The 18377-nt window shown below is 45.7% G+C and carries 15 protein-coding genes and 2 pseudogenes; 9 read left to right on the top strand and 8 right to left on the bottom strand.

All coding sequences use genetic code 11. The annotated features are described in order from the left end of the window. Positions 1–619: 619 nt before the first annotated feature. The 7 genes from BLP57_RS13460 to dnaA all read right to left on the bottom strand — a co-directional run bounded on the left by BLP57_RS13460 (position 620) and on the right by dnaA (position 9645). The gene (locus BLP57_RS13460) at positions 620–1087 is read right to left on the bottom strand and encodes a DUF1002 domain-containing protein (RefSeq protein ID WP_015526559.1); all 468 of its coding nucleotides are present in this window, start codon (positions 1085–1087) and stop codon (positions 620–622) included. A gap of 425 nt (positions 1088–1512) precedes the next feature. After that, entirely contained in the window at positions 1513–2388 is an 876-nt protein-coding gene (rsmA, locus tag BLP57_RS13455) for a 16S rRNA (adenine(1518)-N(6)/adenine(1519)-N(6))-dimethyltransferase RsmA (RefSeq protein WP_015526558.1), read from the bottom strand. 27 nt (positions 2389–2415) lie between these two features. Next, positions 2416–5325, bottom strand: a complete 2910-nt coding sequence (locus BLP57_RS13450; RefSeq protein ID WP_092072386.1) for a hypothetical protein — start codon at positions 5323–5325, stop codon at positions 2416–2418. A 46-nt stretch (positions 5326–5371) separates the two neighbouring features. Then, positions 5372–6463: a DNA replication/repair protein RecF gene (recF, locus tag BLP57_RS13445; RefSeq protein ID WP_021650165.1), complete on the bottom strand. Its 1092-nt coding sequence runs from the start codon at positions 6461–6463 to the stop codon at positions 5372–5374. Positions 6464–6467: 4 nt separating this feature from the next. Further along, positions 6468–6674 carry an RNA-binding S4 domain-containing protein gene (locus BLP57_RS13440; protein WP_021650164.1) on the bottom strand — a complete coding sequence of 69 codons (207 nt, stop codon included), beginning with the start codon at positions 6672–6674 and terminating at the stop codon, positions 6468–6470. A 210-nt stretch (positions 6675–6884) separates the two neighbouring features. After that, on the bottom strand, positions 6885–8000 hold the full coding sequence (dnaN, locus tag BLP57_RS13435) for a DNA polymerase III subunit beta (protein ID WP_092072383.1): 1116 nt from the start codon (positions 7998–8000) through the stop codon (positions 6885–6887). A gap of 277 nt (positions 8001–8277) precedes the next feature. Further along, on the bottom strand, positions 8278–9645 hold the full coding sequence (dnaA, locus tag BLP57_RS13430; protein ID WP_015526555.1) for a chromosomal replication initiator protein DnaA: 1368 nt from the start codon (positions 9643–9645) through the stop codon (positions 8278–8280). A 109-nt stretch (positions 9646–9754) separates the two neighbouring features. On the opposite strand from dnaA, the gene BLP57_RS13425 reads away from it, so the two are divergent. The 6 genes from BLP57_RS13425 (at position 9755) to jag (ending at position 13473) form a co-directional block, all read left to right on the top strand. After that, a complete protein-coding gene (locus BLP57_RS13425) occupies positions 9755–10012 on the top strand; it encodes a hypothetical protein (protein WP_173734299.1) in 258 nt (85 codons plus the stop codon). Positions 10013–10217: 205 nt separating this feature from the next. Beyond that, a complete protein-coding gene (gene rpmH / locus BLP57_RS13420; protein ID WP_005423866.1) occupies positions 10218–10352 on the top strand; it encodes a 50S ribosomal protein L34 in 135 nt (44 codons plus the stop codon). Positions 10353–10434: 82 nt separating this feature from the next. Next, complete coding sequence (gene rnpA / locus BLP57_RS13415; protein ID WP_021650160.1) at positions 10435–10797, top strand: ribonuclease P protein component; 363 nt, start codon at positions 10435–10437, stop codon at positions 10795–10797. Then, a complete protein-coding gene (gene yidD / locus BLP57_RS13410; RefSeq protein ID WP_092072376.1) occupies positions 10775–10987 on the top strand; it encodes a membrane protein insertion efficiency factor YidD in 213 nt (70 codons plus the stop codon). The genes rnpA and yidD overlap by 23 nt, the downstream gene beginning before the upstream one ends. Positions 10988–11121: 134 nt before the next feature. Next, positions 11122–12444, top strand: a complete 1323-nt coding sequence (gene yidC / locus BLP57_RS13405; RefSeq protein WP_015526552.1) for a membrane protein insertase YidC — start codon at positions 11122–11124, stop codon at positions 12442–12444. Between the two features lie 21 nt (positions 12445–12465). After that, positions 12466–13473, top strand: a complete 1008-nt coding sequence (gene jag / locus BLP57_RS13400; protein ID WP_015526551.1) for an RNA-binding cell elongation regulator Jag/EloR — start codon at positions 12466–12468, stop codon at positions 13471–13473. A gap of 88 nt (positions 13474–13561) precedes the next feature. Here jag and BLP57_RS18765 read toward each other — a convergent pair. Then, a pseudogene (locus BLP57_RS18765) lies at positions 13562–13783 on the bottom strand (DUF6783 domain-containing protein). Between BLP57_RS18765 and BLP57_RS18760 the strand changes: the two are divergent. The 3 genes and pseudogenes from BLP57_RS18760 to mnmG all read left to right on the top strand — a co-directional run. After that, positions 13721–13858: pseudogene (locus BLP57_RS18760) on the top strand (DUF6783 domain-containing protein); the annotation flags it as partial. The pseudogenes BLP57_RS18765 and BLP57_RS18760 sit on opposite strands and share 63 nt — an antisense overlap. 117 nt (positions 13859–13975) lie before the next feature. Next, on the top strand, positions 13976–15352 hold the full coding sequence (gene mnmE, locus BLP57_RS13390) for a tRNA uridine-5-carboxymethylaminomethyl(34) synthesis GTPase MnmE (protein WP_022427294.1): 1377 nt from the start codon (positions 13976–13978) through the stop codon (positions 15350–15352). Positions 15353–16462: 1110 nt separating this feature from the next. Next, on the top strand, positions 16463–18352 hold the full coding sequence (gene mnmG / locus BLP57_RS13385) for a tRNA uridine-5-carboxymethylaminomethyl(34) synthesis enzyme MnmG (RefSeq protein WP_092072373.1): 1890 nt from the start codon (positions 16463–16465) through the stop codon (positions 18350–18352). Positions 18353–18377: the final 25 nt, after the last annotated feature.

The raw sequence follows: 18377 nt of genomic DNA, 5'->3' as shown, positions 1-18377 counted from the left end.
GGCTTCTGACGGGAAGGTACTCTGCGGCCACAAGCCGCAGAGTAAGCCCCATCTGTCTGAGCCAGGTACGCATCAGCGTACATGGCGAGTTATGGGGCGCCCTGCACGGCAGAAGACTCAGACGCTTAGTATGACCCGGCGAAACGACCGCACCAGGCACGACCATGCAGCCGCCCCTCCGGCAGTCCGTCCGTCCCTCCCTCCATCCCCCCACAAAAAAAAGAGCCCCAAAAAAGGCCCAAAAACGAGGAGTGCCCCGGTAGTGGCTTACCGGGGCGATTATTATGAAAAAAATTGTATGTGTAATGATACAGATACACACCATTACAGCGTCTTTCGTAACGTTCTTTCGAACTATCCCTATACTACCAGACAAATATGAACAAACAATGAACATCTCGTAAACAATTAGCGCATTTGCACAATTTTTTTCAAAACACCCTCCCCCAATTTATAAAAACACCACATTCACAAACAAAACCAAAACCCTAAACATTGTACATATTGTACATCTCAACCAAACAAACCAACAACAACCCCAACAAAAGAGCCACAACCCTCACCCTCTAACTCAAACTCCATCTAAAACATCATCAAAAACACCAGCCATCACAAACCATCACCGCCGTGAAAGCATCCCCTTAATAAACTCAATCGCCTTCTCAAAAATATTCTTCACATCAGACTTCGTAACACCCATATCCTTCAAAGTACTATAAGCATCACTCACATACCCCTTGATCTGATCATCACTCATCTCAATCCCACGGAACTTACTGATGATATTAACCAGCGAACTCTTATCATCCTCATTAAGACTCACCCCAAAATGATCCGCAGCCTCATCGATCCCCTGAGAAATCTCATCATCCGTGATCTGGTTAGAATCAAAAAGCCCCTTCACATAAACAATGATATCCCCAACCTTATCCGGATCAGAAGCAAGAGACCCAACCTCATTATCCTTCAGGATCTCCTCCGCCTGACTCATAACAGAACCGGAATCAGACGCCATAACCATCATCGGAGATGTACATGAAATAACACCCGCAATAACCAAAGCTGTAACCTTGTTCAATCTTCTCATAATATTCAACCTCCATACGGGCACCAGCCCTTATCAAAAATTGCCTTTTACTATTTTTAACTATCCTTTACTGCCTTTTTATTACCTCATCATTACCTTTTCGACGCCCCTCAGTATACCACACACCCCCACCCCTCTGTAAACCTCAATTTTCCCCATTCCCACCCACACCATTCAGACTTTATGTATATCGCCAAAAATATATTCACAATATTTTCATATTTTAAACAAACTTTCCTAACATCTCATCAGTAAAATAAAAAATGTAAATTTTTCATTACTTACTTATGTCTGACACCTCAGACATAACCTCCTTTCTATAACAAATATATAGGTCCGGACAGGAAACCTCTCCAACATTCCCGTCCGGAAACGCAAAAAGAACCCGGAACAGCTGCCCGGGCTCTTTTTGCGTTTATCATATATTAATTTTTCTCATCATAAATACAGTTGGCAAGCATCGCAAACTGCTCCAGTGTCAGCGCCTCACCCCTGATATTCAGCGGAAGATCACACCTGTTGAACACATCCTCGATCTCCTCCTTACTCAGGGAAAAATCTCCGGAATTTCTGATCCCGTTCACAAGTGTCTTTCTCCTCTGGTTAAAAGATGCACGGATCAGACGGAACATAAGCCCCTCATCCTTCACATCCACCGGCGGCTTCTCATAACGCGTCAGCTTGATCACCGCACTTCCAACCTTCGGCCGCGGCATAAAACAGTTCGGCGGTACATTCGCAACGATCTCCGGCTTCGCATAATACTGCACAGCCAGGGAAAGCGCACCGTAATCCTTGGTACCGGGACCAACCTGCATACGGTCTGCAACCTCCTTCTGCACCATGACAGTGATCGAATCCACAGGAACATTCTTCTCAAAAAGCCCCATGATGATCGGAGTCGTAATGTAATACGGCAGATTCGCAACCACCTTCACAGGCTTACCGCCGTTTTTCTCATCTGCGATCTTTTTGATATCCGTTTTCAGGATATCGTTATTGATCACGGAAACATTATCCCAGTCCTTCAACGTATCCTTAAGGATCGGGATCAGCGAACTGTCGATCTCCACAGCAGCCACCTCTCTGGCAGCCTCCGCAAGATACTGGGTCATAGTTCCGATCCCCGGACCGATCTCCAGTATAAAATCATCCTTCGTGATACCCGAAGACTCAATGATCTTTTCCAGAACATGCTCGTCGATCAGAAAATTCTGACCAAACCTTTTCTGGAAAACAAAATGATACTTTTGAAGGACTTCAATGGTATATTTCGGGTTACCAAGATAAGGTCTGGCCATATTTTTTACCTCTGCTTTTTCTTATTTTCAGCTGAAATCCTTTTCAAAAAGTACCGTGTAGCCATCACGGTCCACACGCTTCTTGGAACGCTTGAACAATCCGCTCTGAGCTCTCTCCATAGCCTTATCCAGCATGGTCTTCACAGTACCGATACACATCGGCTGATCCTCCTTCTGGTTGATCCCGATCAGATTATACAGAGCAAGCATGCCCATCTGGTCGATACGGAATCCATTCTCCATGGTATAGACCTTGGCGAAATTAACAAGTTCATCGTTTGTAAATACAGGAATGTTGATCATGGATGTAAACTTCTTCGCAAGCTTCGGATATCTTGCGATCAGCTTACGCATACCGATCTTTTCATCCTCCAGGATCACGATCATTCCCTTTGTGTTTCCGGTCATAGCTTCCTCAAGCTCATCTGCTGTTTCCTGGGAAAGCTGGTTTGCATCCTCGATAACAAGGAAACCGCCGGCAAGCTTGGATACGATCTCCGGAATATCCTTTCCGTTGAGATCATCCGCAAATATATAGGCAACCTTGGAAGCCTCGATATTCAGCTCTTTACAGATTGCCGGGATCAGACTTGAGATCAGTCTCGTCTTACCTGTTTCTCTGCCGCCCATAACGATCACATTTCCAGTCTGGGAGGTCTTGTCTGCTGCGCCCATCTGCACATCGCAGAGTACATCAAGCAGCTGTTCCTTCATTCCGGGAACTGTAACAAAATAGGTGAAAAGCTGTTTCTCTTCATCTGTGAGCTCTTTCTTTCTGGAAACGATCTTTGTAGGATCCTTTTCCGGATGGATCGTAGCGATAAATTTCTCAAGCTGCTCTTCCTCGCTAAGCTCCTCTTCCTCATCGTCCTCTTCCATGGCTTCATCAGAATCATCACCGATGAGACTGCTGATAAAGTCATCATCGTCGTCCTCCTCAGCCTGGAAGTCAAATGCGTCATCACTGTATTCTTCTTCCTCATCAAGAAGATTTTCCTCTTCCGCTGCAGCCACCGGTTCCTCATGATGAAGCTTCGTTGAAGGCTCTGCTGCCGCCTTCTGCATCTGCTCCTCAGATTCCAGTGAAGGAATCTCCGGAAGCACATCCTCTTCTTCCACCGGTTTCTGTACTCCTGACGGACCATTCAGAAACTCTGCTTCTGCAGCCTGAAGATCCTCCTCAGTAACCGGCTCCTCATCTTCATCAAATACGATATCCGGAAGTCTGGTATCGGAAGTCTCCGTTACCTCTTCCTCCTGCTGAGCGGAGATCTGCGCCATGATATCCTCGATATCTGCCGCATCCGGCTCCTCCGGAACAAATTCATCAGCCGCAATATCCAGATCCTCAATACCTGCCGGCTCTTCCGTTACATCGGACTGCTGGACATCCGGAGATTTCTCTTCCTCCGGGATATCGATTCCCTGCTGTGTAGCTGCTGCCAGAATAGTATCCTCCAGGTTGAAGTCCTTATCTTTATCCTTCTCGGACCTGTCACCTACAGATGCCGCAATATCCTCGATATTTCCGAAAATTCCGGACGCGTCCGGGATCTCTGCGGAACTGCTTGCATTCTCCGGGTCCACATTGATCATGGACTTCGGGATCTTCAGCTCCGGCATACGGATCGTTGCGGAAAAATCAGGCTTGCCTTCCTCATTGAGCGGAACCCCTGCAGGCTTCTCCTCACTTTCCTCATTTCCGGCAGCCTTCTCCTTCATGATCTCTGCAACACTCTGGGACAAAGACATCTCTGTAGCTTTCTCAGCCTCAGCTTCTTCCGCTTCCTGATAAGTCTCTTCTTCCTCTTTATCCTGCTGTTCCTGAGCCTGCAGCTTCATACTTCCGGATGACAGGTTCTCAACACCGGATGCCAGCGGGATCTCATCCGCTTCCTGTCCGGAAAACTCTTCCTGCTCTTCAGAAGGCTCATCCGAAGCTTCCTCACTTCCTTCTGCTGCTTCGATCTCCTCAGAATCTGTAAACTCCTCTGACGGTTCTGCTGCCGCAGCAGTCTCAGCCTCCGGCGCTTCCGCCTGTTCCGTCACATCCTCAGAGCCTGTGGAAACCTCATCCTGCTCTTCATCCTGCGCAGCTTCTTTTTCCTCCATATCCTCTTCCGCAGATTTCTTATGTCCGCCAAAGATATCACGGAATCCCTTGGAAAGCTTCTCCTGGAATGTCTCCGCACTGTTCAGATCCCGCTCATCATCTACCTGGATGGTATCTGTGACCGGTTTTGCCTCCTCATACTCGCCGGATGCTTCCTTGCTCTCCCTGATCTCCTGCGCCTTTTCCGGCGGGATCAGCTTCGGGATAAAACGCTGTTCGTATTTCTCTTTCTCTTCGCCAGTGAGAACACCCATCCGCTGTTTCAGGTCAAGGGCCTTCATCACATAAGTTCCGTCATTGAACCAAAGGATCATCTCATTGCAGAGATCCAGGCACTTCTGCTTGTCTCCTGCCTTGTAATAGAGCTTGGCCAGCTCATAGGACCAGCGCTCCGTAAATTCCTTCTCCTTATATTCCTCAAGAATACGGATCTGTTCATTCAGAGATGCATTCTTCGCTCTGGCGATCTTATATTTCAGTATATACTGGCTGTTATCATTACCTGCCACTTCTCTGTATTCATCAAAGAATTCTGTGGCTTCACTGATCTGTCCCATTTTCAGAGAAACCTCGATCAGACGGTAAAGTATGTTCTTGCCGATCGGCGCTCTGTGGTAGGCAAGAAGAAAAATTTCCTTGCTCTCTTCATAGCGCTTGTTGGCCGCGTAGATCTCGCCCACTACACAAAGGGTACGGACGTTTTTCACACGACGCCAGTCAATGCTGTCAACAATCTGCATGGCGCCTTTGTAATCCTGGGTCTCGACCAGCTTATTGATCTGTCCCAGCTTAACGCGAAACTCCTCTTTATCCAAAATATTCACCAACTTTCCATAATCAGAATCAGTTTACCATATGCATACGGGCTTGTCAAAACCCTTTAGGCATATAAACATGCCCCTTTACCACCTGAAAAACCCTGTTGATCTTGAACTGATGGCTGACAAAATCATCCAGTCCTGTACAGGTGATCAGAGTCTGTATATCGTGGATGCTTTCCAGCAGATATGTCTGCCTGCTGCTATCCAGCTCCGAAAGAACATCATCCAGCAGAAGAACCGGTGTATCCCGGATCTTTTTTTTCACCAGATAGATCTCCGAAAGCTTCAGGGAAAGGGCCGCAGTCCTCTGCTGCCCCTGGGAACCATACCTCCGGATGTCGATCCCGTTGACCTTTACGCAGAAATCATCTCTGTGCGGTCCCACGGAGGTCAGCTTCATCCGAAGATCCCGCTCCCGGTTCCTGGAAAGCTTATCCTCAAACTCCGCCGCCGTCACACTTGGCTCGTACAGGATCTCCAGCTCCTCGATCCCGCCGGTAAGGCCTTTATGAAGCCCCCTTGCGATCTCGTTAAGCTCCTCCACAAAGGCTTCCCGCTTCCCGATGATCTTCTTTCCGTAATCGACCATCTGCATATCCCAGACATCCAGGGTACTTTTCAGCCCGGGGTTCATATAACAGTCTTTGAGAAGACGGTTTCTCTGGTTCACGATGTGATTGTAGCCGGCCAGCTCCGTGATATAAACACCATCCAGCTGACAAAGCTCCGAATCCAGAAAACGTCTTCTCTCTCCCGGTCCATTCTTGATAATATTAAGATCCTCCGGAGAAAAAAACACCAGATTCACCACCCCCAGCAGCTCCCTTGCCTTGCGGATCGGCAGCCCGTTGATGGCAACTCCCTTTGCTTTGTTTTTCCGGAGGTGCATGTCTATTTTGTATGAAAGATCGCCCTTCTTCACCATCATTCGGATATGGGATTCCTCATTCTCAAAGCGGATCATCTCCCGGTCCTTGCTTCCCTTGTGGGATTTGCTAGTACCTGCCAGATAAACCGCCTCCAGGATATTGGTCTTTCCCTGGGCATTGTCACCGTAGAGAATATTGGTGCCCTGATCAAAATTCATCTCCAGCGACTCATAATTCCTGAAATTATTCAGTCTGATGGATTCAATGTACATTCCTTCACCCGATCACATAAATATCTTTTCCATCGTAGGAAATGGTATCTCCAGGATGGATCTTGCGGCCACGGCGGTTCTCCACCTCACCGTTCACCAGTACCAGACCATCATTGATGGCATATTTCGCCTCAACGCCGTCCTCCACAACACCGGCCAGCTTCAGCGCCTGACCAAGCTTGATAAATTCGTCTTTAATTCTGATCTCCAATTTTTTCTCCTCTTATCTCCGGGGTATTTTCTCCGTCAGATCAGTCTTTTCTGATCTCCTGGCGGTATTTAAAATCCCCCAAAATACAAATTTCACCGGAAGGCGGTAATTTAAATACCCCCTTCCAGCAGTTTACGCATGAAACAATTCTCAGAACACGATCGCATTCCCATGCACAATCGGTCAAAAACGGTCACATTACCCCAGGTCTTATCTGGCCTGATTCTGGTTGATGTTTACAGGAAGGATCAGGTAAGTATAGTTCTCCTCATCGTCACGGATAAAGCATGGTGCCTTCGGATTTACAAGATAGATCGTCACGGTTTCATCATCAATAACACGAAGCGCATCGATCAGGAATTTCGGGTTGAAGCCGATCATGATATCCTTACCCTCTTTTTCAATATCGATCTCTTCATTCATGGAACCCATTGCAGAATCAATGCGCAGCTCCATATCATCGTCTGTGATGTTGATGATGATCGGTTTTTTATCAACCTCACGTACCAGAAGTGTGGCACGGTCGATACAATCCAGGAACTCTTTTTTGTTGATCTTCAGTTTTGTCTCATAATCACTGGAAAGCATCTGGTCAATTCTGAAATATTCTCCCTCGATCAGTCTGGAAACTACCATAGTCTGATCAAATTCAAATAAAATATGGTTTTTTGTAAAGTAAATGCTGACCTGATCATCCACTTCTCCGGAAAGGATCTTGCTGACCTCGCTTAAAGTTTTGCCCGGAACTACCACCTTACGGTCAGAATAATCTTTCTTAAGGGGCATTTTTCGGATAGAGATACGATGTCCGTCCAGAGAAACTACCTTCAGACAGTTATTTTTGATCTCAAAAAGTTCACCGGTCATAAGCTTATTGTTTTCATTTACAGCAATCGAAAAAATAGTCTGGCGGATCATTTCTTTCAGTGTGTACTGAGAGATCGTCAGCGGTTCATCCTTCTCGATCATCGGTAAATAAGCAAAATCTTCTCCTGATTTTCCAGGGATATTGAATTTTGCTTTTTCACAGGTAATGGTTGCTGCATATTTATCATCGGTCTTAATGGTAACATCATTATCCGGAAGTCGTCTGATGATTTCATAGAAGATTTTTGCATCAAGAGCAACTTTACCTTTTTCTTCAATAGTACCCTCAACGATGGTTTCAATTCCCAGCTCCATATCGTTGGTGGTAAATTTGATCTGGTTTGTGGTTGCATCCATGAGAATACATTCCAGGATTGGCATTGTGGTTTTTGATGGAACTGCTTTGAGTGCGATACTTACACTTTTTAACAGACTTGATTTGGAGCAGATGATTTTCATAGTGTGTATAACTCCCTTTCTGAACAATTTGTGGTTTTTATAAATATATTTATAGAAAAAATCCGCAGTAACCGCCGTAGGGGGCCAGATTTTGTGAAAAACTCCCGCAGGCCTGATGTTTTCAGGGGTTTTCCGTTGGGATAACTTTGTGTAAAAGTGGTATTTTCGCATGTGAATAACCCGGGGATAAAATTACCGCCGCGTTTTGGCAAAAAAGTTGTACACATCTCTCCACATACAATCAACACGTTATACACCAGTAATGTGGAAAACTTCCCTAACCTTGTGGATTAATCTTCTTTTTCAATATATCAATGGTATTTTTTAAGTTATCGTCGTTCTGCAATTCGTTTTCGATCTTTTCAATACCGTGCATAACGGTGGTATGGTCACGGTTTCCGAGCGCTTTTCCGATATTTTTCAAAGGTGTGGATATGATCTCACGGCAGAGATACATGGAAACCTGGCGGGGCATGACGATCTTGGAGTTTCGTTTATTTCCGCTTAAGTCCGCAGGTGTGACTCCGTAATGCTCTGCAACAACGGAGATGATGTATTCCGGTGTGATCACTTTTTTCTCATCCGGAGAAATAATATCCTTCAGTGCCTGCTCTGCCAGCTCCAGAGTTACTTCCTTTTTCTCAAGCTTGGCTCCGGCCATGACCTTGTTGAAGGCACCTTCCAGCTCACGGATATTGGATTTGATATTGGTAGCGATATATTTGATAACATCTTCACTGATGTTGTAGCCGTTCATTTCTTCATTTTTATGAAGGATCGCCATTCGGGTTTCGTAATCAGGCAGCGTGATATCTGCGATCAGACCCCACTCGAACCGGGAACGGAAGCGCTCTTCCAGGATTTCCATATCCTTCGGTGGTTTATCAGAGGATATGATGATCTGCTTTTTGGCACTGTGAAGACTGTTAAATGTATGGAAAAATTCCTCCTGTGTGGATTCTTTTCCTATAATAAACTGAATATCATCGACAAGAAGAACGTCGATATTTCTGTATTTTTCACGGAATTTGCTCATTGCCGTGTTATTTCCGTTTCGGATGGTTTCGATCAGCTCGTTGGTAAATTCCTCACTGGTTACATACAAAACACGGCTGTTTTCGTCGTGTTCCAGAATGAAATGAGCGATGGAATGCATAAGATGCGTCTTACCAAGACCGGCTCCGCCATAGATAAACAGTGGATTGTAGGTATCTCCCGGTGATTCGGCAACTGCAAGAGCTGCGGCCTGGGCGAATTTGTTATTACTTCCTACAACGAAGGTGTCGAAGGTGTATTTTGGATTTAAATGCGCCTCTTCGTAACGTGTATCCTGAACCTGTTTATCATAAGAAGTGTTTTTTTCTGTTTTTTTGGGGAGATCTTTTTCCAGAACGAAGCGAACCTCGCATTCTTCCATGCCTGTCAGTACACAGATAGTAACCTGGAGGGGTATTTTGTAGCGTTTACTGATGTAATTGACTCCGATCGCTGCCTGTTCAGAGGGAACAACCACTGTTATCAGCTTTCCGTCAACCTCATAAACTTTCAGCGGCTTGAGCCAGGTATTAAAAGGGACATCAGTCACCTCATATTCAGATTTGACAGTTTGCAGGATCTCCTCCCATTTTTCAATAACAGCGTCCATTTTTTCCTCCCATGAGTATTATAATAACCCCAGTCTGCGACTGGAGATAGATATCCTTTTATATATTACAATGAAAATGGGGTTTTCGCAATGGAAAATCCTTGAGATTTTGGGGAAAAGAATGTGGATAATGTGGGGAAATTACTGTGGATTAGGGTGGATTATTGTGGATAAGAGTCCTGGAGGTTTCCATAAGTCGAGAATTGGTGGAAAATGTGGAAGAATTATGTGTATAAAAAAATCCACCTTAAAAATACCGCAAATAAAGGGTTTTTTTGAAAACGATGTGAACAAACCCTCCGAAAAAGTGGATAGATTTCCGGTCAATCCACAAGTTATCCACAAGTTATCCACAAAATGTGGATAATGTTACGTAAACCATAAGCGCTTTCCACATAAGAGAAAAAAATAAATACCGTAAGGTGGGGGTATTTTATAGAACCCTTGATTTTATCGGGTTTTTTGCAATTTTTACTTGACGAAAAGGAGGTTTATTTATATAATTGAAACGATGTTCTGAATGATAAGTTATTTCATAACAATTAAAAATAGATAAAGGAGGTGCTTTACCTATGAAGATGACATTTCAGCCAAAAAAGAGATCCAGAGCTAAAGTTCACGGCTTCAGAGCTCGCATGAGCACAAAGGGCGGACGTAAAGTATTAGCTGCAAGAAGATTAAAAGGAAGAAAACAGTTATCAGCATAAGCTGCAAGACCGCATTTATGTGGTCTTTTCTTCTATCCGGAGAAATATCCGCGCAGGCGGAATCTAATTAAGGAGGATTCGTTTGATCAGATCAGAGTCCTTAAAGAAAAACCAAGATTTTAAAGTTGTATATCAGAACGGAACATCGTACGCAAATCGGCTTCTGGTGATGTACGTGCTGAAGAATCAGCACATGAAGAATCGTCTGGGAATATCAGTAAGCAAAAAAGTAGGGAACAGTGTGGTTCGCCACAGACTCACCAGATTGATCAGAGAAAGCTATCGTCTCAACGAAACAGATTTTGACAGTAACCTTGATATTGTAGTAGTAGCGAGAGCCGCAGCCAAGGGCAAGAGCTTTCACGAGATCGAGAGTGCTTTTCTGCATCTTGCAAGAAAGCATCATATAACAGGGAATGAACATGATAAAGAAATTTCTGATTAAGATGATAAGGCTCTATCAAAAATATATATCGCCGATGAAGAGAACGAAATGTCCTTATATTCCCACATGTTCTCAATATGGTTTGGAAGCAATCGAAAAATATGGCGCATTTAAGGGCAGTCTTCTTGCGGTATGGAGGATATTGCGATGCAATCCTTTTTCCCACGGAGGCTATGACCCTGTGCCATGAATTATTTTGTGACTGTTCAGCCTTTTCCCGGGCAGAGCAGTTATCGGAATTTGTAACTGTTCAGTATCTCCGCAGTTAGTGGACGAATGAATAGTTACCGGACTTTTACAATTGAATAAGAAGTCTAGGAGGAAATGAATTTGGAACTGTTTTTAGCAACAAAAACCGGAACTCCTATTATCGGACAGATCGCGTCTGTGATGGGATGGATCATGGATGGCATATATAAGATGCTTGACGGCCTGTTCGGAATCCAGAACATTGGTCTTTGTATCATTATCTTCAGTATTCTTATCTTTGCCTTTATGACACCGCTGCAGATCAAGCAGCAGAAATTCTCCAAGTTAAGCGCGATCATGCAGCCTGAGATCCAGAAGATCCAGAAGAAATATCAGGGTAAAAAGGATCAGGCTTCCATGATGAAAATGAACGAAGAAACCCAGGCTGTTTATCAGAAATATGGTGTTTCTCCAACCGGTAGCTGTGTACAGTTAGCCATTCAGATGCCTATTCTGTTTGCTCTGTATCAGGTTATCTACCGGATTCCTGCTTACGTTGGAAGTGTAAAGAACATTTTTACTGGTGTAGTTGACAACCTGCTAGCTGTAAACGGATACACAGATATCCTGCAGCAGTTTATCACAGACCATTCCATGACACGAGTGCGCCTCGTTATGGACAGTGCCGGAAATGCTACAAGTAACTCTATTGTTGATTTTCTGTATGCACTTTCTCCTTCCCAGTGGAAAGAGCTGGCACAGATGAATCAGTTTTCAGGATTTTCTGATGCGATCACAAAAGCATCCGGCAATATTTCCAAGATGCAGGGCTTCTGTGGACTGAATATCGCAGACCAGCCGCTGTACTATATCATGGAATTCTTCAAAAATCATGGTTCTCTGTTACTTGCGATCGTAGCACTTCTGATCCCGGTTCTTGCATGGGCAACTCAGATGCTGAACCTGAAGCTTATGCCACAGGCTGCAACACAGCCGGCAGACGGAAATGATCAGGCCAGTGCAATGGCAAACTCCATGAAAACCATGAACATGGTCATGCCTCTGATGTCTGCATTCTTCTGTTTCACATTCCCGGTTGGTCTTGGTATCTACTGGATCGCCAGTGCTGTCGTTCGAAGTGCCCAGCAGTTTGCGATCAATCGTCATCTTGATAAGATGAACATTGATGATCTGGTTAATGAGAATATGAAGAAGATCGAAGCGAAGCGTGCGAAGGAAGGACTTCCGCCGCAGAAGATCACCAATCAGGCTCATCAGTCCGCCAAGAATATCAATAAACCTGTGATCAATAAGGGCAACAGCGGAAACAATGGTGCTTCAGACAGAGCACAGAAGGTTGATACTGCTTATGAGAAGGCAAGAAGTGCAAAACCGGGCAGCATCACAGCTAAAGCAAATCTCGTAAGAGACTTTGATGAGAGAAATAAGAAGAAATAATCAGGAACGGAGGGGTTCGTAATGGAGGATTACATTCAGTTTTCAGCAAAAACAAAGAATGAAGCTATCACAAAAGCGTGTCTTGAGCTTGGAACTTCCAGTGACCAGCTTGATATTCAGGTTATCAGTGAAGGCAGCTCCGGATTCTTCGGAATCGGCAGCAAACCTGCCGTGATCAAAGTTCGCAGAATCGAGCCAGTTTCTGATATGCAGGAGATCGATGAACTGGTAGAGTCCGTGAAACTGGACGCTATCAAAGAAGAGAAGAAATTAGAAAAGCCTTTTACTCCGGATGTAAAGAAAGAATCTGCACCGAAAGCAGCTCCTGCAGAGGAGAAGAAGCCGGTGAAGAAAGAAGCTGTACAGGTGGAGAAGGCATCCGAAGAAGCACCTGCAAAGGCAGCAGCGCCAAAGGAAAGACCTGCAAGGGATTTCCAAGGCAAAGCAAAGCCTGCACGTGAGAAACAGCCAAGAGCTCCAAAGGAGCGTCAGCCGAAGGAAACACGTGAGAGAGCTCCGAAGCAGGGCAGACCGATAGAGATCCTCAGCGATCCGGAGAAGATCAGAGAGGTTGAGGAGAGAGCAGTCGTATTTCTTCGTGACGTATTCGGCTCCATGGATCTTGGAGAAGTGGAGATCACATCGAAATACAACACTGCAGACGGCTCTCTGGATGTGGATTTTGAAGGTGAGGATATGGGTATCCTCATCGGAAAAAGAGGCCAGACACTGGATTCTCTTCAGTATCTGACAAGCCTTGTGGTAAACAAAGGCGAGTCTACCTACATTCGTGTAAAACTCGATACCGAGGACTACAGACGCCGTCGTAAGGAAACTCTGGAGAACCTTGCAAGAGGAATCGCCTTCAAGGTAAAGAAAACCAGAAAACCGGTAGTTCTGGAACCGATGAATCCGTACGAAAGAAGGATCATCCATGCATCTCTACAGGGCAACCGCTATGTAGAGACAGTCAGTGAGGGAGAAGAACCTTACAGACATGTAGTAGTAAAACTGAAACGCAATAATTGATGATCCACCGGTAAAGCCATAAGCCGTATCCCGGAGCGTAAGCTCCGTGGGTACGGCTTTTTTGTATGGAACTGAAAATTAAAAATTATCATTGCAATCTCCGCAACAATTCTTTATAATCATTGAAGAGCAAATAACAAAAGATATTTCTGCAGCGGACATCCGGAATGCAGAGATTAGAGCGTATTTGAAAAATCATTCCCGCAATCTGCACGCCCCACTTTGCGGTATATTTTGCCCGAATTCAGTTGCCGTAGCCCGCTACGGCGCCTTCATCCGGACAAAATCTCCCACAAATTGTGACGCACATCTTGCAGAAAGCCTTTTTCAAACACGCTCTAGCATTATAAATATGGAAACTGACAGAAGATGTTATTCTAGGTGAAAGCGTGAATAACACGTGTTTTTTGCGTGTAAAAAGCTTTTCCGGAGTAACATTTTTGCGTTTAACCGGATGCTTTTATCCGAATGCTTTTATCCGTTTGACAAAGGAGAGTGAAAAATGGAAGAGACAACGATTGCTGCGATTTCCACAGCCATGAGCGCATCGGGAATCGGGATCGTCAGGATCAGTGGCCCGGAGGCTTTTGAGATCGCATCCGGAGTATACCGTTCCAAGGGTGGAAAAAAATCTCTGAAAAACGTCCCAAGCCACACCATCCATTATGGATATATTTATGATAACGAAGAAATGGTAGACGAAGTGCTGGTCATGGCCATGCGCGGACCACGGACATACACAGGAGAAGATACCATAGAAATCGACTGCCACGGCGGCGTTTTAGCCATGAAAAAGGTACTGGAAACTGTGTTGAAAAACGGAGCCATTATTGCCGAGCCGGGAGAATTTACCAAGCGTGCATTCCTCAATGGAAGGATCGATCTTTCACAGGCGGAGGCCGTTATGGATGTGATACAGTCCAAAAATGAGTACTCATTAAAGAATTCTGTAGGACAATTAAAAGGCTCAGTCCGAAAAACTGTACAGCAGATCAGAGAAAAACTACTGTACCATATAGCGTACATTGAATCGGCATTAGACGATCCGGAGCACTATGATCTGACAGGATATTCGGAAGAATTAGAACAGATCGTAGCAGAAGAAAAAGAAAAGATACAGAACCTGTTAAAAACAGCCGGAGACGGAAAGATCATACAGGAAGGTATCCGGACCGTGATCCTGGGCAAGCCGAACGCAGGGAAATCTTCTCTGCTGAACCTGCTTCTGGGAGAGGACAGAGCCATCGTGACCGATATCGCAGGAACCACCAGAGACGTACTGGAAGAGTATATCAACCTGCATGGGATCACATTAAAGATCGCTGACACAGCCGGAATCCGCCAGACAGAAGACATCGTAGAGAAAATCGGTGTGTCCAAAGCCAAAGAAATGGCAGCAGACGCAGACCTGATCCTCTATGTCGTAGATTCCTCCGTACCGTTAGATGAAAACGACGAAGAAATCATAAAAATTTTGCAAGAGAAAAAGACAATTGTCCTCTACAGCAAGACAGACCTTGAATCTGCTATAGATATAGAAGATTTAAAGAGCAGAATAAACCAGCCGGTGATCCCAATCTCCGCAAAAGAAGAAACCGGGATCACAGACCTGGAAGAAAAAATCCGGGAAATGTTCTTCAGTGGGGAGATTGACTTCAATGATGAAGTCTACATCACCAATGAACGCCACAGACAGGAGCTTTTAAAAGCACAGGAAAGTCTTTCTCTGGTAGAAAATAGCATAGAAAGCGGAATGCCGGAGGATTTTTATTCCATAGACCTGACAGATGCATACGAAAGTCTGGGACGGATTCTGGGAGAATCACTTGGGGAAGACCTTGTTAATGAGATATTTTCTAAATTTTGTATGGGGAAATAATAACCGCATGGGCTGCGGAGGCCCCGGCCGAATGGCCGCATGGATTGCGGAACTCCGGTCGTATAACCGCATAGATTGCGGCTCCCTGCTGTATGCCACATGGACTGCGGAAGCCCGCAGAGGGTAGATCACATTGGAATGTGAGAAAACCGCAAAGGGGCACAAGGCCGCGCCCCTCTGCACACCCCTGGGCCTTTTTTATATAGTGCAGCGATTGTGGAATGCTGAAAGAAACTAACTTGTGTCTGTATGCTTCTGTATCGGCAATTCGACACTAAGCCGAAATATATCAAACGGAACTTTGTATATTTCTGTAGGATATATTGTTGCATAATATAGATTGCGGAGACCCCGCCGTATATACCGCATAGATTGCGGAACTCCGGCTGTATATGCCGCATGGGTTGTGGAACCTCGGCCGTATATGCCGCATAGGCTGCGGCCTCCGGCTGTATGGCACATAGGCTGCGGCCCCGCAGAGGGTAGATCACATTGAAATGTGAGAAAACCGCAAAGGGGCACAAGGCCGCGCCCCTCTGCACACCCCTGGGCCTTTTTTATATAGTGCGGCGATTGTGGAATGCTGAAAGATGCTAACTTGTACCTGTATGCTTCTGTACTGGCAATTCAACACTGAGCCGAAATATGGCAGACGGAAGCAGGAATAACCCCGCAGACGTGCACCGCACGTCGAGAACCTCGTTACAGTTCCATCACAACAATAGGCACAACGTTTCACATCCAATACCGAAGCATACAGACAAAAGTCAACACCGTACCCCACACCACAACCCAAGAACTCAAAACCCCCTCGGCACAACGTTTCACATCCAATACCGAAGCATACAGACAAAAGTCAGCACCGTATCACACACCACAACCCAAGAACTCCTAAAAAAAAGCCCGAGGGGTGTGCAGAGGGGCCGTGGCTTTACGGCCCCTTTGCGGTTTTCCACAGCTTCCCAAAGCAAAAAAACCAGGACCTCTGCCAAGAAATCAAAAATAAAACCAAAAACCAATCACACAATAAACAAAGAAAAAGAAAATCACAAAGAAAAATAAAGAAAAAGAATAAGAGAAAAAATAAGAGAAAAATAAAGGAGAAAAAGCATGAAAAATCTGGAACAGTTTTTCGACATCATAGTAGTAGGCGCCGGCCACGCAGGCTGCGAAGCATCACTGGCATGCGCCCGCTTAGGGCTCAACACAGTCATGTTCACAGTCAGCGTAGACAGCATCGCCCTTATGCCCTGCAACCCCAATGTAGGCGGCAGCTCCAAAGGCCATCTCGTCCGTGAGCTGGATGCTCTCGGTGGGGAAATGGGTAAAAACATAGACAAAACCTTCATCCAGTCCAAAATGCTCAACCAGTCCAAAGGCCCTGCAGTCCATTCCCTTCGTGCACAGGCCGATAAACAGGCCTACAGCACAGAAATGAGAAAGACACTGGAAAATACAGAGAACTTAACCATCCGCCAGGGTGAAGTGACCGAGCTTCTGGTAGAAGACGGGCACATCACCGGTGTAAAAACCTTCTCAGGAGCCACCTACCACGCAAAAGCTGTAGTCCTCTGTACAGGAACCTACCTCAAGGCACGCTGCATTTACGGCGACGTCAGCAACTATACAGGACCGAACGGCCTTCAGGCAGCCAATTACCTTACGGATTCCCTGAAAAAGCTGGGGATCGAAATGTTCCGCTTCAAAACAGGAACTCCGGCCAGAATCGCCGGAAACACCATTGATTATTCTAAGATGGAAGAGCAGTTCGGAGATGAAAGAGTCGTACCGTTCTCTTTTTCCACAGACCCGGAATCTGTACAGATCGAGCAGAAATCATGCTGGCTGACCTATACAAACGAAAAAACACACGAGATCATCCGTGCAAATCTGGACAGATCCCCCCTTTATTCCGGAATGATCGAAGGAACCGGACCACGTTACTGTCCGTCCATTGAGGATAAAGTAGTCCGTTTTGCAGACAAAAAACGCCATCAGGTATTTATTGAACCGGAAGGTCTTTACACAAATGAAATGTACATCGGCGGAATGTCCAGCTCCCTGCCGGAGGATGTTCAGTACGAAATGTACCATTCCGTACCGGGTCTGGAGAACGCCAGGATTGTAAAAAATGCTTACGCTATTGAGTATGACTGCATCAATCCGCGCCAGCTCTATCCCACACTGGAATTCAAAAAGATCAAGGGCCTTTTCAGCGGCGGACAGTTTAACGGAAGCTCCGGATATGAGGAAGCAGCCGCTCAGGGCCTCATAGCGGGAATTAATGCAGCTATGGAGGTAAAAGGCCGGGAACAGCTGATTTTGGACCGCTCAGAGGCATATATTGGCGTTCTCATCGATGATCTGGTAACAAAGGAGAACCATGAGCCGTACCGAATGATGACAAGCCGTGCTGAGTACCGTCTGCTCCTCCGCCAGGACAACGCAGATCTCCGTCTTCGCAAAAAAGGCTGGGAGGTCGGCCTGATCGATGATGAGACATACCATAAATTACAGGAAAAAGAGCACCGGATCCAGGAAGAGATCGAGAGAGTGGAACATGCAACCGTAGGTGGTTCTGCAGAGGTACAGAGCCTTCTGGAATCTCTGAACAGTACCCTTCTGAAATCCGGAACCACCATTGCAGAGCTGATCCGTCGGCCGGAGCTTAACTATAAGGTGCTTGCACCCATCGATAAAGAAAGACCGGAGCTTCCGGAAGATGTATGTGAGCAGGTAGAGATCAACATCAAATATGATGGTTACATCCGCCGCCAGATGAAGCAGGTAGAGCAATTTAAGAAACTGGAGCAGAAAAAGCTTCCGGAAGACATTGATTACGAAGATGTAGGAAGCCTCCGCATTGAGGCACGCCAGAAGCTGGAAGCCTACAGACCGGTGTCCATCGGCCAGGCGTCCCGTATCTCCGGTGTATCCCCGGCTGACATTTCCGTGCTTCTTGTATATCTGGAAAGCAGATCCGGACATAAACACGGATAATACAACGAATAACAATAAAACACAG

Origin of the sequence: Blautia sp. SF-50 (genome assembly GCF_900101315.1) — a bacterium.
GTDB classification, from domain to species: domain Bacteria; phylum Bacillota; class Clostridia; order Lachnospirales; family Lachnospiraceae; genus Blautia_A; species Blautia_A fusiformis.
Note: the sequence above shows the minus strand (reverse complement) of the source record. Positions and strands in the feature narration are given on the sequence as shown.